Raw genomic sequence first — 14,114 nt, 5'->3', positions numbered from 1 at the left:
TAACATGGATAGACCACGAAGGGTTCTGATGGTCTTTACCTAAGGAACCAAGCGTGGGTTTGAAAAAACAATAGGGGATGATCGGTTTCGACGGTGTTAGTCGAGACAGGTGAAGCGGGTCGAGGATACAGGGTTATCTCGTTAACGATCTCTGTAAAACAATAAGTGCTGAATCAAATCGCACTGACTTCGCTCTTGCTGCCTAAGCAGTAAGACAGTCCGTCAGCCCGGGAATGCTCTCGTCCCGGATCCTGGCGTCATTTAGAGGGCCACTGCTCTAAGTTCTTGTTGTAGGCGCTTAGGGGACTCTTATACAACTGGGCCTGGCAGCTACTTGTTTGCGAGATAGCTGGGGCCGAGAAAAACCGTATGCAAACTGCACCCGGAGAAGACCTGACAACACAACATCGGACGGGAGTTCAATTCTCCCCATCTCCACATCCCTATTGGGACCTGTTTCCCACCCTTGCGGTGGGGGACAGGTCCTTTTTTGTTACCCCCAGGTTTGCTACCCCCAAGCTCGCGGGTGCTGTGGATTTTCGCGGGTGGTCTGCCACCCGCGAAAATCCACAGCACCCGCGAATGGCGGGGCAACGGGCAGAAAAACAATTGAGTGGTGGGTCGGTTAGTCAACCGATCCACCACTCACCCCCAAAGCGACGTCCTGCTCCAGGACGTACTGTGTTCACACATTCATTAGTATGTCAGAATCTAATGGATCCGTGTACATTTTTCCAGAGAGATTACTAAACGTTAACCTTATGCAACCACCGTTTGTTGGGCGCGGCGCCGGATATAGGACACCCAGACCAGAGCCAGACCCGATGTTATACACAGAATTGATGAGAAAGAGACGACTTTTACCAGTGCGTCCACATAAATTACCGAAATTTGCAGCGGAACATCAACGCAGACCAAAATGAATCCTAGGCACATCAAAGCTGCTGCAGCCCGGTCTAAGAACTCCCGGGGGGAAAATACCGCCTTGGCTGTGGGAACAATGAGGCAGCCTGCTGCGTACCCCATGTAGAGGAAGCCAAGCCACCCATAAACGGTCAAAGATGTCTGCGCAGGGATCCCAGAGAGCCCTGTGCTGGATCCTTGCGTATCAGCGATGAAGTACGTGATCCAGATGCCCGCTGAACAGCCAAGAAGCACGGCCACGCCAATGGGGCCGCGAACCAGGTAGTAAGCAGACTGTGAGTTGTAGGCGGCGGCGACCTTGCCAGCGAGTAGGAAGAAGGAGCCAAACAAGCTCAATCGAAGGATGACGTTGGCAATGTTGGCGCCGCCCAAGAGACCGTCGATGGGCAAGTAGATGGCCGGCAAGCTCAGTGCCACAGCCGTGGACATCAAAAGGAACACCCAAAACAAAGTACGGTTGCGGCCCTTGAGCATAGCCGGGAAACGCCACATTGTGCAGGCGATACAGGCTGCCAGAGCTGACCACTGCAAAATACTAATCATCCGAGGTTCTCCCAAACAATTTGAACCGCCGCTTTATCCTCTTCCGTGCGCCGTAGCACGCGGCTCAACGATTCCAGCCGCGCAGACGCCAGGGACAGCAATGCACTATTGGCCGTTCTGCGCAACGCTTCTTCACGGGAGCCAGGTAACCAACCAGCCTCCGCGGGGGTCAGAAATCCTGTGGCGACAAGTCCGTTGGTAAATCCCACCCCGGCGATTCGAGCGCTCGCGATGGCAAGTTGGACTGTGAGTCGATTCGCGCTGATTTGCGCCGACAAATTCTGGGGTGCAATACCGGCTTCGCTGGCAATTCTCTGGCGCAGTTCAGCCCTGCCTATAGCGTCAAGCCAATTGCGGACAGATGAGCTCGGTGGTGCCGGCGACAACTGCAAGGGGCTGGGACTGGATAAACTGGCTGCGGCCGTATTCCGGTTCAAAATTTCCTGAAGAAGGTCTGTATCGGAGATTTGACTGAGCAGTTCGGCACTGGTGGGAGGCTTCATTCCGGATGACAGGTCATTGAACGCAGGGAATGCTGCCAGTGCACTCACCACCGGCAGGTCAAGCGACCGGCTAATAGCAGCCACCGTGGCCGTGGATACACGCCCGCGCACTAGTTGTTGGGCAAGAGTGGAGCGCTTTATGCCTGCTGCCCGGCACACGGCAGCATGGCTGGTGGAGCCGGCTACAGCGCCCAGCCATTGTTGGAAGAGTCTCGCAGGCACAGTCACGGCCTGAACTCTACCCGATCAAGACGTGACCTTTAGTGGTCAAGACAGAAAGTAGCGGCTTAGTGCATGGAAAAGCTCCCACATCGCAGACACGTTCTCTACTTAGGGGTCTTGGGAGTCGACGATCCCGCGGAATCTACTGCCCACGCCGTCGTACTCGCTACGTCTCCAACCGGCAGGGACAGCAGGAAGCTCATCGTTCTCATGGAAGTCGCAAATGACGTAGGTGAAATCCGGCCACCACTTTTTTGGCCGCGCAACTTCAAGGAAGTCGCAGAGGTAGCAGCGCAAATCCACCCAGATTGGCCGCTTCCCCGTAGCATTAGCGCGGGATTGTGCCAGCCAGGCAGGGGGATCCGCGTCAATGGCTGCCACATCAGCGGAGCTCATCCGTGAGGGAATACCGTTGCGAGCAGCCATTTCCGGTGGAATGTTCAATGCTTGTGCCACTTGGCGCCGATTCAGCGAGGAGTGGGAGGAATAGTTGTTTGCCATGTCCTTCAAGGATAAGGCGAAGCTTGCCAAGAGGCGATTCACAAGCCCTGTCAAGAGGCGCAAGAGTGGTGCAAAGTGCGTGCATTGAGGGTGATAATCACCACTAGTGAGGAAATATATGCGCAACATTCTACAAAAATTCGCCGAGAATACACTAAATATTCAAGCCGTCCCCTATGCTGTGGGAAAACAACAGGTAATTAAGAGCGCAATTTCAGCTTTCAGGGGCTAGTATGAGGCGCTGAAACACACAGCCGATACCACGAGTACTCAGGAGTTTGAAAACCGCATGGCAACGGATTACGACGCACCCCGCAACAAAGACGAAGACCACGAGACAGAGTCGCTTCAGGCGCTCCAGGTACAGCGTGGCGGTGCTCAGACGGCGCACATCGACGTCGAAGATTCAGACACGGCCGAAGGCACAGACCTGCCCGGGGCAGACCTCTCCAATGAGGAACTGATCATCCAGGTCATTCCGGCCCAGGATGATGAGTTCACTTGTTCCTCCTGCTTCCTGGTCCGCCACCGCACCCAGGTGGCACGCGAGAAGAATGGTCTGCTCTACTGCAAAGACTGCGAAGGCTAAACAGCGTTTAACGAGGCGGCGGGGCTTTTACAACACCGCGCCCTGTGGTGGTGAATCGAGGCGGGGATGCAGATCATGAGCGTACGTGTGCAAGAGCTTTTAGATACTTTCGCGGTGCCAGGGGCCAATGCGGCCGAGCTGCTCTGCGACAGGCACCCCGCCACCGACACGGCGTTCACGGTCATAGCCGCCGATCTTGAGTTTAAAGACATCAGCTACGGCGAACTGCGCCAGAAATCTACGCAGTTCGCCGCTGCCTTGCGGGACCTCGGTGTCAAACGTGGTGACCATATTGCCACGCTCATGGCCAAGTCCGCTGAACTTGTTATTGCGCTGCTGGGCATTTGGCGCCTGGGCGCGGTGAACGTACCTCTCTTTACCGCTTTCGCTCACGACGCCATCGAATTCCGGCTTCAGGCCAGCGGTGCCTCTCTTGTGATTACCGATTCTGACCAGCGCAACAAGCTTCTCCCTCCGGGTGAAGTTCCCACCGATGCTTCACGTCCTGTAGTTGTTGCCCGTGGCGAAGCTTTCGGGTACGACCATGCTTTCACTGAGATGGTCTCGGGAACGGGCGCTTTCACAGGTTCCGGATCGACTCGTGAGACCGGACGGGCCTCCCAGGAGGAAAGTCACGACGTCGAATCCGTTGCCGTTGGTGGGGATGGCTCGCTGGTGCAGCTGTTTACCTCCGGCACAACAGGGTCACCCAAAGGTGTTTCCATTCCGCTCAACGCTGTGGCGTCCTTTGTTGGCTACCACAGGTTTGGTTTGGATGTTCGCGACGATGATGTTTTCTGGAACGTCGCCGACCCGGGCTGGGCCTATGGGCTGTACTTTGCGCTGTTGGCACCTATGGCCGCCGGTCACCGCTCACTCCTGCTCAGTGCAGGCTTCAGTCCGGAACTCATGTGGTCCGTCCTGGAAAAATTCGAGGTGAGCAACTTTGCGGCAGCCCCCACCGTCTACCGTTCCTTGCGTGCTGGATCAACGCCAGAGAGAAGCCACCTGCTACGCCGGGCCTCAAGCGCCGGAGAGCCGCTGACCCCTGATGTCATAGCGTGGGGCCGTGATGCTTTCGGTGTAGAAGTCAGGGACCACTACGGTCAAACGGAGCTTGGCATGGTTGCTGGAAATGCTTGGGCAGAGGGACTGCGTCAGGAACTGCGTCCCGGTTCCATGGGGGAGGCGCTGCCCGGGTGGAGCGTGAACGTGCTTGGCGACGACAGCGCTGAACTCGCTGCCGATGGTGAACCCGGACGGATAGCCATCAACGTCAAGAAGAGCCCTTTCATGTGGTTTACCGGCTATGTGCAAGCCCCGGAAAAAACAGCCGAACGTTTCAGCGCCGACGGTACCTGGTACCTCACAGGTGATGCAGGGCGTCGAGACGGCGACGGCTATATATACTTTTCTGCCCGTGATGATGATGTTGTCATCATGGCCGGTTACCGCATTGGCCCCTTTGATGTTGAATCGGTGTTGGCAACCCACCAGGCCGTTTCCGAAGTGGCCGTCATTGGCGCCCCTGATGAGATCCGTGGCGAAGTCCTTGAAGCCTTTGTTGTATTGGTGAATCCGGCGCAGGCATCGGATCTCTTGGCCAAAGAATTGCAGCAACTAGTCAAAACTGGTTTTGCTGCTCACGCTTACCCGCGGCGGATCCATTTCGTTGATCAGCTTCCAAAAACACCCAGCGGTAAAGTCCAGCGCTTTATCTTGCGTCAGCAACGTGCTGCAATGTCAGAGAGCGTGGCGACACAGAATGTGGCCGCTGATAATGGCTAGGAACGTGGAGGGATAGTGGGACGTCGCAAAGGGTCTGAGGTGAAACGGGCGCGCATTGATGTAGCTGCCCTCACTCCTGTGCTGGAAGTTGCCCTCGGAGTATTGGGTTTCGTCCTTGAAGTGGCGATGGTTGCGGCATTCTTGTTTTGGGGTTTCAAACAGGACAGCCCCTGGAACCTGATTCTCGGCTTGGGGATTCCGGCCGTGATTGTGGTGGGGTGGGGAGTCTTTTTAGTTCCCCGCAGCAAGAAGTATGTTGGCGAGCGCATTGGCAGTTGGGTATCGCTTGGGCTGTTCTTCACGGCAGCGGTGGCGCTGTTCAGTGCGGGTTCAACGGTCCTGGGCATTCTCATGCTTGCCCTGACGGCAGCACACTTTGCCGCAGGGACGTTCCTGGCAAAGCAGCGCTGAGGCCAACTTCTAAAAAGTGGCCACGGACCCTTGTGTAGGACCTGCTTTAGTGAGAAGCCGCATGGTTACTCATCAATGAGCCGCCAGTTAGATCCTGAACCGTGCACGTTGAATGGGATCCTACAGAAGTTAGCCACAGCGAGGCCGCAACCTCGTCCCCAAGAGTCAAGTCTGCGGCGTCGTCCGTGGAATCCAGAAAGTGCACGCTAAAACCCGAGCCGAAAGGAAGCCGGCCCAGAACCCGAAGTTGGGTGTCGAGGCCGATGGACAGCTTTTCCAGGTGACGCAGAAGCTCGGGGTCGTGGTCACTGATGCGACTAATGCGCCCGGTATGTCCGGGATCCAGCTCGTCAAGGCGATGCGATGGGGCCATGGTGATGCGGCCTTCGGCATCAGGGATGGGATCCCCGTGCGGGTCTCTTACGGGGTGGCCAAGTTTGGCGCTCATGCGCTCTATGAAATGATCCGAAACGGCGTGCTCAAGTTGTTCGGCCTCGTCATGGACCTCGTCCCAAGTGTAGCCAAGCTCGCGTACCAAGTACGTTTCCAGAAGCCTGTGCCTGCGGACCATGGATAACGCCAGCGCCAAGCCCTGTTCCGTGAGGTGAATGGGGCTATACGGTTGGTGGTCCACCAGGCCTTGGTCTTTTAGCTTGCGAACCATCTCCGAGACGGAGGAGTTCGCGACGCCTAGCCGGTTCGCCAGAGCCGTGGAAGTAATGGGTTTATCCTGCCACTCCGTGTAGGCATAAATGACTTTGACATAGTCTTCGATGCTTGAGGAGGTCAAAGTTTGTTTCACACTCCCAGCCTACCCGCTAGAGATGGCCGCTGAAGGTCAGCCACAGCAGGAGGGCATTCAACGCCACGATCAGTACAACGCTAACCAGCGCCGATAGGCGTAGTACCAACGAGTCCCTGTGCTCTCCCATGATTCTTTTGCTGGCGGTTAGGCGCAGGAGCGGGACGAGTGCAAACGGGATACCAAAACTGAGAACGATTTGGCTAACGATCAGGGCCCAGGTGGGGTCAATCCCCACAGAGAGCAAAATGATCGCCGGTATGAGACTGACGAGCCGGCGGGTCTGCAGAGGAATGCGGACTTTCAGGAGTCCATTCATGATTGTTGCCCCGGCGTAGGCGCCCACTGAGGTGGAGGCAAGCCCCGAGGCGAGCAAGCCGACGGCGAATACCACGCCGATCACTGGCCCCAAGCTGTTCACGATCGCGGTGTGGGCACCTTCAATGGTGTCAGTGCCAGAGGTTCCGCTCAATGTTGAGGCGGCTAGTAGGAGCATGCCAATATTCACTGCTCCGGCGAGGATCAGTGCCACCACCACGTCAAGCCGGGTGGCCTTGACGATTTGCCGGAGCCGGGCAGGGGTACTTCGGGCATCCGGATGCCTGTCCTTGGCCAACTGCGAGTGGAGGTAGATGGCATGTGGCATAACAGTTGCGCCAAGCATCCCAGCCGCTAACATGACGCTGCCGGCCCCCTCAAAACGCGGCACAAGGCCGCTGATCACACCTGCCGGGTCCGGGGGGCTGAGTACCAGACCGGCCAGGAACCCAATAGTGATGACCACGAGCAAGAAGATAATGACGCTCTCAAAGGGGCGCTGTCCGTGGCGGTTCTGGACTGTCAGAAGACCCATGGACGCTAAGCCCACAAGTAGGCCGCCTACGGGAAGCGGCAGCTGGAAAAGAAGGTGCAGTGCAATTGCCCCGCCCACCACCTCAGCTAAATCCGTGGCCATCGCAACAAGCTCGGCCTGCGCCCAGAACAGGCGGCGGCTACGGGTTTTTAGTCTTTCCCCCAAGTGTTCAGGAAGTGATTTACCGGTGACTACACCGAGCTTTGCTGACTGGTATTGGACCAGCATAGCCATGATATTGGCGGCTACCAGGACCCAAACCAGAAGATAGCCGTAACGTGCCCCGGAGGTGAGGTTCGCCGCAACATTGCCTGGGTCAACGTAGGCAATGGCTGCCACGAAGGCAGGACCCAGCAGCAGAAAGAGTCCTCCGCCTGGCTTGCGCAGTGGCTTGCGCAGTGGCTTGTTCTGGGTGTTGAGCGTCTCGGGGACCATTCTTTCCTTCGCACGTCCTAAATCGATCACTTAGGCCTGCCGAAATCATAGTCATATTTTCGGGTTGTTGTCGAGCTAACGCCGGGTATGGCCCTGGGCTGTAGTGCATACGGAGCTGCGTTGCACTGAAGTGAGGTCTACGCTTTCTGGGTGCGCCAGGTCTGGGTCAGGTAGGGCAGGGCCAGTTCCTCCCCAGGGGCATGGCCCAAATGGTCAAATAAATACCACCGCAGATTCGCCATGACCTTGGCCCGGATCTGCTCTGAGGCTTTAAGGTAGTAGCTACGCGATGTGGCAAGTTCCATAATCTCCTCGGGCGTTTGTGGTTGGACCCACCGTGTGGTGTGGCGCAACGGCGTGGCGAACTCCGGGCCCAGGGTGGGGCGGAAATCCGGCTTGAGCACATCCCCTGCGTGCATGATCCGGGCCAACCTGTGAACCCACGGCTGCCCTACGTCAAGCTGATTCCACACCAGCCCCAAGGTGCCTTCGGGGCGCAGCACGCGGGCAATCTCCTTGCTGGCGGCAAAGGGTTCGCACCAGTGCCACGCCTGGGCCACGACCACCAGATCCATGGCCGAGCCGGGCAGTTCAAGGTGTTCGGCAGTGCCTACCATCGCGGTGGCTTGCGGGAAGTCGAGGATAAGCTGCGCCAGCATATCCGCTGAAGGGTCGACCGCGGACAGCGACCAGCCGTGCTCTGCCAACAGCTGTGTGTATTTCCCCGTTCCGGAACCAACATCCAACACATCATGGATATGGGTGGCAGTTTCCGTAAGCCACGCGAGGGATTCCGGCGGGTAACCGGGCCGGACCTTGTGATACCTGCCACCGCCCTCCAGGAATGCCGCTGCCATACTCTGGCGCCGTTCGGCGTCAAAAACGGGTCCGCCGATCCCTGCCATAACCGCTCCTGAAATGTTGTGCTGTGTGGCGTATAACTTTACCGCGTCCGGCTCAGAGCCGGACGCTACCGGGCTAGTCGGTCAGGCAGGGAGCCGCACCTGCTGTGCCGGGGGTGTTGGGCGCCCAGTCAGGATAGCTACGGTTATCGTTTGCCGGGACCCACCGGCCGGAATCGATCACGTAGTCCCAGGACATGCCATCACGCAGGAGGGTCGTGATGCCGTCAAGGAGTCGCTGAGAGTCCTCCACACGTGAGCCCACCCCAAAACTGGCCCGGAGCGAGCCTGATGGAAGTCCCAGCCTGTTGAGCAGCGGATGTGCACAGAATTTACCGTCACGGACACCCACACCGTGTTCTGCCGATAAGTACGCGGCGACCAATCCGGCGTCGTACCCGGTAATGGAGAAGTTGACGACGCCGATGCTGCCGCAGTCTGGGTGCGAGTGCGCATCACTGAACAGGGAGTGAACATTAACACCCGCTATGTTGTTCAGGCCAGTGACAAGGTGCTTGCGCAGGAGTTGTTCGTGGTTGTGCCAGTCCAAGGGGTCAAGGGAGCCCAAAATAGCCGCGGCTTTGGCCAGTGTGGCGGCGCCCAAAACATTGGGGGAGCCGGCCTCATGCCGGGCAGGGCCATCGGTCCAGGTGACGGATTCAAGCCGAACCTCTTTCACGGCACCCCCGCCGGCCAGGTGGGGCGTGCCGGCATCGAGCCAGTCGCGGCGTCCTACCAGCACTCCAGCCCCAAAAGGTGCGTAGAGTTTATGCCCGGAGAAAGCCAAGTAATCGATTCCGCTAGCGGACAGATCAATGCGGCGGTGCGGTGCCAGCTGAGCGGCGTCCACAACAATGCGCGCCCCGTACCGGTGTGCCAAGGCGGCCAGCTCGTTCACGGGAAGGACTTCCCCGGTGACGTTGGAGGCGCCAGCAACCGCCAGCAGAAGCACATTACCTGCACGCAATTGTGTTTCTACCCGGGCCAAGGTCGAGGCGATGCTGTCGGCCGCCACAACGGAACGGTGTGGCAGGCCCTGCCATGGCAGCAGGTTGGCATGGTGTTCGATGTCCAGGTAAAGCACCTCACCGTGAAGGTTGGAGCGGCCATCGGCATACCCGAGGCGCTTCAAGACGCTTTCCACACACGTTGCCAAAAGGTTTAACGAATCTGTGGTGTTTCGGGTGAAAATAACCAAATCATCAGAGCGTGCACCCACAAAATCCGCCACAATCCTCCGCGCGTTCTCATAAGCTGAGGTGCTGACCTGGGAGGCGAAGCCGGCTCCTCGGTGCACGCTGGCGTAATAGGGCAGCACCTCGTTCAAGTGGGCCGCTACCTCGTTGATGGCCGGTGCGGAGGCTGCGTAGTCAAGGTTGGCGTAGCGCACATGCCCGCCGTGGATCAGGGGAGCCTGCAATTCATCACCCACAACGGGCAACAACGGCGATTCTATGAGGGAGTTTTTTTCCAACAGGGCGTTGCTCATCAAGGATTCCTTCGACGGAAGGACGCCTGGGGGGGGTGCCAAGCAGTCCGCGCTTGCCAAAACCGTTCCGGTCTGGCCAGGTCGTCACCCGGGGCACCCCGCCGCGAAAGGAGGGTTGCCGGCCAGCAAACCGGGGTTTAGCGCTGGCACTCGTGACCTATGCACAAGAGATTAGCCCAAGAAATCAGATAGTGCATTTGTTACGTTACATAAAGCGCCGCACTCACCTGCGCAACCTCGAAAAGTTAACCCAGCAAGTCATCCCAATTGGGATTCAAGCGTCGCAGCACCTCGGTGTGCAAAATGGAGTTGGTCGCCAGGGCATTGCCGCCAAAGGGGCCGTCTGCGCCCTCTAAAGAGGTGAAGCGGCCACCGGCCTCTGTGACGATAGGAACCAGTGCGGCCATATCGTATAGGTTCAGTTCGGGCTCACAGGCAATGTCCACACTGCCTTCGGCCACCATGCAGTAAGACCAAAAATCGCCGTAGGCCCGGGTACGCCAGACGTCGTCGGTAAGTGAGATGAACTCGTCGCGGTTGCCGCGCTCCGCCCAGCCTGTCAGAGACGAGTAGGACAAGGAGGCGTCCTTGAGCTCCGCGACGTTGGAGACCCGGATGCGTGTTGCAGCGGCAAGGGATTTGCCCATGTAAGCTCCTGTGCCCTGAGCCGCCCACCAACGTTTACCCAGTGCCGGGGCGCTGACAAGGCCCACAACCGGGACGCCTTCCTCAACCAGGGCAATCAGTGTGGCCCAGACCGGGACGCCGCGCATAAAGTTCTTGGTGCCGTCGATGGGGTCAATAATCCAGCGTCGTGACCCATGCCCGCTGCTGCCAAATTCCTCGCCCAACACGGCATCGCGTGGGCGCACTCTGGAGAGCTGGCTCCGGATGGACTCCTCGGCAGCCTTGTCCGCATCGGTCACAGGTGTCAGGTCAGGCTTGGTTTCAACTCTCAGATCGAGGGCCTTGAAACGGGACATGGTCAGCGAATCCACGCTGTCTGCAAGAACATGCGCCAGGCGAAGGTCATCGTTATACGTTTGGGGTGCGATCGTCATACGCTTCACGCTATCTGTAGTGAGAGAAAAATCCGGGATGACGCGTAGTGGCAGCGACCCCAAAAGCAGAGGCAGCCAAAGAGTTACTCTATGCTGCCCAGTTCTTTCGCCTCGGCACGGCCTTCAGTTCTATCGCTTGTCCCTAGCAGGCGGCGCAAGGAAGCAAGGCGGGCGCCTCCGGCGTCACCGGCAAACCCTGCAGCCACATAGGGGTCCAAGCCGCAATTGACGGCTACGCTGTTGTGCTTGCAGCCCCGTTCGCAGTTGTCGGTGCCGGGTTGTAAGTCAGGGAAGGCGGCCAAAATTCTGTCCGGATTCACATGGGCTAAACCAAAGGACCGGATGCCTGGGGTATCAATGATCCATGACCCTGGTACGCCGCCTTGGAGCTGCAGTGCCAAGGCTGAGGAGGATGTGTGCCGTCCACGGCCCGTGACGGCATTCACGCCACCGGTGGCTCGTTGTGAACCGGTCAGTGCATTGACCATGGTCGATTTTCCGACGCCTGAGTGACCCACCATCACGCTGACCTTGCCGTCAAGGTAGCCATGCAGCTGGGCAACAGCACCGCCGGCAAGCAGAGCGGAGTCGCCGTCGTCGCTGCGGGCGTCAATACCCGAGGCGCCATCGGCAGCTGTTCGGCTGATAATGACAGTCATTTCCAAGTGCTCGTAGTTGGCCAGCAGCTCGGCTGGATCCTTGATGTCGGTTTTGGTGATCAGGAGCAGGGGAGAGATGCCTGAGTCATAGGCGGCAACCAGCGCCCTGTCGATAAATCCGGTGCGGGGTTCGGGGTTGGCCGCTGCCACAACAATCACAAGCTGATCGGCGTTGGCCACCACCACCCGCTCCACGGGGTCGGTGTCATCGGCACTTCGACGCAGCAGGGTGCGGCGTTCCTCCACACGGACCAGCCGGGCCAGCGTGTCAGGTTTGCCCGTCACATCGCCTACCAGCGCAACAAAGTCACCGGCCACCACTGGATTGCGGCGAAGTTCCCTTGCCCGCGCGGCAATGAGGATGCGTTCAGTGGGTAAATCTTCGTCCACAATGGCCGTGTATCTGCCACGGTCAACCGTCACGATCCGGCCAATGACTGCATCCTCGTGGGCGGGTCTGTCCTTGGTTCTTGGCCGGCTGCCCTTCTTATTTGCCCTGACCCGGACATCAGATTCATCCCAGTTGCTGTAATCCCGTGCCATGTTCTATGCCTTTGTTTCAACCGCCGCGGCGACTCCAACAGCGGTCTGCGACACCATGGCCGCCCACATATTTGGAAACTCGGGCATGGTCTTGGCAGTTGTGGCAATATTCTCAACCTCGACGCCGGGAACGGCAAGCCCGATGATGGCGCCGGCCGTGGCCATACGGTGATCATGGTAACTGTGGAACACCCCGCCATGGAGAGCTGCCGGGTTGATGATCAGTCCGTCTTCGGTCTCCACCGCATTGCCACCCAGAGCGTTGATTTCAGCTACCAGGGCGGCCAGGCGATCGGTCTCATGTCCGCGCAGGTGTGAGATGCCGCGCAGGCGTGAGGGTGTGGAAGCCAGAGCACAGATCGCGGCTGTGGAAGGTGCCAACTCACTAGTGTCGGAGATATCCACACCCTTGATTTCCGGGCCACCTGTGACTGTCAGGACGCCGTCTTCAAGGCTGACAGTGGCACCGAACTGGGGCAGGATTTCACGCCACTTATCGCCAACCTGAGTCGTTTGAGTGGGCCAGTTCGGGATACGGACTGTGCCACGTGTTGCTAGGGCTGCTGCCAGAAACGGGCCGGCGTTTGAGAGGTCCTGTTCCAACGCCACGTCAAAGGCGGCAATAGCTCCAGGGAGCACAACCCAGTGGTTGGGGGTGGAGTCATCAACTGCGACACCCATTGAACGCAGAATTTCCACTGTCATGGAAATATGGTCCACGCTGGGGACAGACTCACCGATGTGCTCAAGGTGCAGACCGTTGGTGAATCGGGGAGCGACCAGCAAAATAGCTGAGATGAACTGCGAGGAGTCACCCGCATCAACCTGTACGTGGCCACCGGCAACAGCACCTGTACCCTGCACTGTGAATGGCAGGAAACCGTCCTCGCCATCCTCCACCCGAACGCCAAGTCCTTCCAGTGCCGCCACAATGGGCGCCATGGGACGGCGAAGTGCGGCGGGGTCCCCGGTGAACTTCACCTGGCCGGCAACGAGGGCCGCTAACGGCGGGACGAAGCGCATGACAGTACCTGCAAGGCCACAGTGAACCTCTGTGGTCTCTGTGGGTTCTGTGGCCTCTGTGGTGGGGGTCAAATCCGTGGGAATAGGCGTGACCACCAGATCGGGTACCTCCTGCGCTCCGGGAACTTCTTTGATGATCGCTCCCAAGGCACGTAGTGCCCCGATCATGAGATCAGAGTCCCGGGATTGCAAAGGCGCACGCAAACGGCATTCACCCTCGGCAATGGCGGCCAGCACCAAATACCGATTGGTCAGCGATTTAGAGGCCGGAATGGTGACTGTGGCATCAAGGGGTGCGGTGGAGAAAGGTGCGGGCCAGTGGGAGCTGGTCATGGATAGTTACTGTCCTGTCACTTCGTGGGCCAGTGTGCGGACCGACTTATCCGCAGATTTAAGCTTGGATTTAGCGGTCTTTTTGCCACTCTGAAGCAGCTTCTCGGTACGCCACGCCAGTCCGGGACGCCCAGCCGTATCAACACTTGCCAGAAGCGCGCCGCCAATCAAACCAATGTTCTTGGTCAGTTGGTTGCGCCGGTGGGAGCGGTTTTCTTTGGTGCTTGTCTCAGCATTGCGGTACTCAACCACTGTGCCCAAACCAGCTGTCAAGGCCAAAGCAACGGCAGCGGGCCGCGAAAATTTCCCAAACGCCAGCAAAATCCCTGCACCTACTTGGGTGCCAGCAAGCACTCGGGCCAGGTTCTTTTCGCTGACCTCAACAGGCAGGGCCGCGCTGAGCGGGCGCAGCACCGGCGCCAACTGCGCCGTTGTCTGGTCTGCGTGACGCAGACGGTCAAGGCCGGACAAGATAAACGAAGACGCCAGCATGGGGCGGGCGAGTACGCGAACAATGGACAAGTGAGCCTCCT

The 14,114-nt window shown here is 58.5% G+C and carries 14 protein-coding genes, 1 other RNA gene and 1 riboswitch; of the genes, 4 read left to right on the top strand and 11 right to left on the bottom strand.

The annotated features are described in order from the left end of the window. Positions 1 to 73 precede the first annotated feature (73 nt). Positions 74 to 441, top strand: a transfer-messenger RNA (tmRNA) gene (ssrA, locus tag AAFM46_RS11835). A gap of 318 nt (positions 442 to 759) precedes the next feature. On the opposite strand, the gene AAFM46_RS11830 is transcribed toward ssrA, so the two are convergent. From AAFM46_RS11830 to AAFM46_RS11820, 3 genes are all read right to left on the bottom strand, one after another. After that, positions 760 to 1,467, bottom strand: a complete 708-nt coding sequence (locus AAFM46_RS11830) for a hypothetical protein (RefSeq protein WP_283528327.1) — start codon at positions 1,465 to 1,467, stop codon at positions 760 to 762. Then, a complete protein-coding gene (locus tag AAFM46_RS11825) occupies positions 1,464 to 2,198 on the bottom strand; it encodes a hypothetical protein (protein WP_343317964.1) in 735 nt (244 codons plus the stop codon). Before AAFM46_RS11825 ends, AAFM46_RS11830 begins: the two co-directional genes overlap by 4 nt. Before the next feature lie 102 nt (positions 2,199 to 2,300). Next, positions 2,301 to 2,693, bottom strand: coding sequence for a hypothetical protein (locus AAFM46_RS11820; RefSeq protein WP_283528323.1), 393 nt, complete (start codon positions 2,691 to 2,693; stop codon positions 2,301 to 2,303). Between the two features lie 289 nt (positions 2,694 to 2,982). On the opposite strand from AAFM46_RS11820, the gene AAFM46_RS11815 reads away from it, so the two are divergent. From AAFM46_RS11815 to AAFM46_RS11805, 3 genes are all read left to right on the top strand, one after another. Continuing rightward, positions 2,983 to 3,282 (top strand): DUF4193 domain-containing protein, encoded by a 300-nt coding sequence (locus AAFM46_RS11815; protein ID WP_283528321.1) that lies wholly within the window; start codon positions 2,983 to 2,985, stop codon positions 3,280 to 3,282. A gap of 75 nt (positions 3,283 to 3,357) precedes the next feature. Next, positions 3,358 to 5,070 (top strand): AMP-binding protein, encoded by a 1,713-nt coding sequence (locus AAFM46_RS11810; protein WP_343317962.1) that lies wholly within the window; start codon positions 3,358 to 3,360, stop codon positions 5,068 to 5,070. A gap of 15 nt (positions 5,071 to 5,085) precedes the next feature. Beyond that, positions 5,086 to 5,481 carry a YrdB family protein gene (locus AAFM46_RS11805; RefSeq protein WP_343317960.1) on the top strand — a complete coding sequence of 132 codons (396 nt, stop codon included), beginning with the start codon at positions 5,086 to 5,088 and terminating at the stop codon, positions 5,479 to 5,481. A 46-nt stretch (positions 5,482 to 5,527) separates the two neighbouring features. Here AAFM46_RS11805 and AAFM46_RS11800 read toward each other — a convergent pair whose 3' ends face one another. The 8 genes from AAFM46_RS11800 to AAFM46_RS11765 all read right to left on the bottom strand — a co-directional run bounded on the left by AAFM46_RS11800 (position 5,528) and on the right by AAFM46_RS11765 (position 14,103). After that, a complete protein-coding gene (locus tag AAFM46_RS11800; RefSeq protein ID WP_343317959.1) occupies positions 5,528 to 6,283 on the bottom strand; it encodes a metal-dependent transcriptional regulator in 756 nt (251 codons plus the stop codon). 16 nt (positions 6,284 to 6,299) lie between these two features. Further along, positions 6,300 to 7,571, bottom strand: coding sequence for an Nramp family divalent metal transporter (locus AAFM46_RS11795; RefSeq protein ID WP_343317958.1), 1,272 nt, complete (start codon positions 7,569 to 7,571; stop codon positions 6,300 to 6,302). A 137-nt stretch (positions 7,572 to 7,708) separates the two neighbouring features. Continuing rightward, positions 7,709 to 8,476 carry a class I SAM-dependent methyltransferase gene (locus AAFM46_RS11790; protein WP_283528310.1) on the bottom strand — a complete coding sequence of 256 codons (768 nt, stop codon included), beginning with the start codon at positions 8,474 to 8,476 and terminating at the stop codon, positions 7,709 to 7,711. Between the two features lie 73 nt (positions 8,477 to 8,549). Next, a complete protein-coding gene (locus AAFM46_RS11785) occupies positions 8,550 to 9,962 on the bottom strand; it encodes an aminotransferase class V-fold PLP-dependent enzyme (RefSeq protein WP_283528308.1) in 1,413 nt (470 codons plus the stop codon). Between the two features lie 44 nt (positions 9,963 to 10,006). Beyond that, a riboswitch (SAM riboswitch) is annotated at positions 10,007 to 10,120 on the bottom strand. Between the two features lie 87 nt (positions 10,121 to 10,207). Continuing rightward, entirely contained in the window at positions 10,208 to 11,023 is an 816-nt protein-coding gene (gene hisN, locus AAFM46_RS11780) for a histidinol-phosphatase (RefSeq protein WP_283528306.1), read from the bottom strand. 83 nt (positions 11,024 to 11,106) lie between these two features. Next, complete coding sequence (rsgA, locus tag AAFM46_RS11775) at positions 11,107 to 12,225, bottom strand: ribosome small subunit-dependent GTPase A (protein ID WP_283528304.1); 1,119 nt, start codon at positions 12,223 to 12,225, stop codon at positions 11,107 to 11,109. A gap of 3 nt (positions 12,226 to 12,228) precedes the next feature. Beyond that, positions 12,229 to 13,581 (bottom strand): 3-phosphoshikimate 1-carboxyvinyltransferase, encoded by a 1,353-nt coding sequence (aroA, locus tag AAFM46_RS11770; RefSeq protein ID WP_343317957.1) that lies wholly within the window; start codon positions 13,579 to 13,581, stop codon positions 12,229 to 12,231. Between the two features lie 6 nt (positions 13,582 to 13,587). Beyond that, positions 13,588 to 14,103, bottom strand: a complete 516-nt coding sequence (locus AAFM46_RS11765) for a DoxX family protein (RefSeq protein ID WP_283528300.1) — start codon at positions 14,101 to 14,103, stop codon at positions 13,588 to 13,590. Between the last annotated feature and the right edge of the window lie 11 nt (positions 14,104 to 14,114).

The sequence above is a fragment of the Arthrobacter sp. TMP15 genome, assembly GCF_039529835.1.
GTDB lineage: Bacteria > Actinomycetota > Actinomycetes > Actinomycetales > Micrococcaceae > Specibacter.
Note: the sequence above shows the minus strand (reverse complement) of the source record. Positions and strands in the feature narration are given on the sequence as shown.

Excerpts from the sequence above, each read along its gene's own strand:
- hisN (WP_283528306.1), bottom strand. The coding sequence starts at position 11,023 with ATGACGATCGCACCCCAAACGTATAACGATGACCTTCGCCTGGCGCAT.
- AAFM46_RS11785 (WP_283528308.1), bottom strand. The coding sequence starts at position 9,962 with ATGAGCAACGCCCTGTTGGAAAAAAACTCCCTCATAGAATCGCCGTTG.
- AAFM46_RS11810 (WP_343317962.1), top strand. The coding sequence starts at position 3,358 with ATGAGCGTACGTGTGCAAGAGCTTTTAGATACTTTCGCGGTGCCAGGG.
- rsgA (WP_283528304.1), bottom strand. The coding sequence starts at position 12,225 with ATGGCACGGGATTACAGCAACTGGGATGAATCTGATGTCCGGGTCAGG.
- AAFM46_RS11790 (WP_283528310.1), bottom strand. The coding sequence starts at position 8,476 with ATGGCAGGGATCGGCGGACCCGTTTTTGACGCCGAACGGCGCCAGAGT.
- aroA (WP_343317957.1), bottom strand. The coding sequence starts at position 13,581 with ATGACCAGCTCCCACTGGCCCGCACCTTTCTCCACCGCACCCCTTGAT.
- AAFM46_RS11820 (WP_283528323.1), bottom strand. The coding sequence starts at position 2,693 with ATGGCAAACAACTATTCCTCCCACTCCTCGCTGAATCGGCGCCAAGTG.
- AAFM46_RS11815 (WP_283528321.1), top strand. The coding sequence starts at position 2,983 with ATGGCAACGGATTACGACGCACCCCGCAACAAAGACGAAGACCACGAG.
- AAFM46_RS11795 (WP_343317958.1), bottom strand. The coding sequence starts at position 7,571 with ATGGTCCCCGAGACGCTCAACACCCAGAACAAGCCACTGCGCAAGCCA.
- AAFM46_RS11830 (WP_283528327.1), bottom strand. The coding sequence starts at position 1,467 with ATGATTAGTATTTTGCAGTGGTCAGCTCTGGCAGCCTGTATCGCCTGC.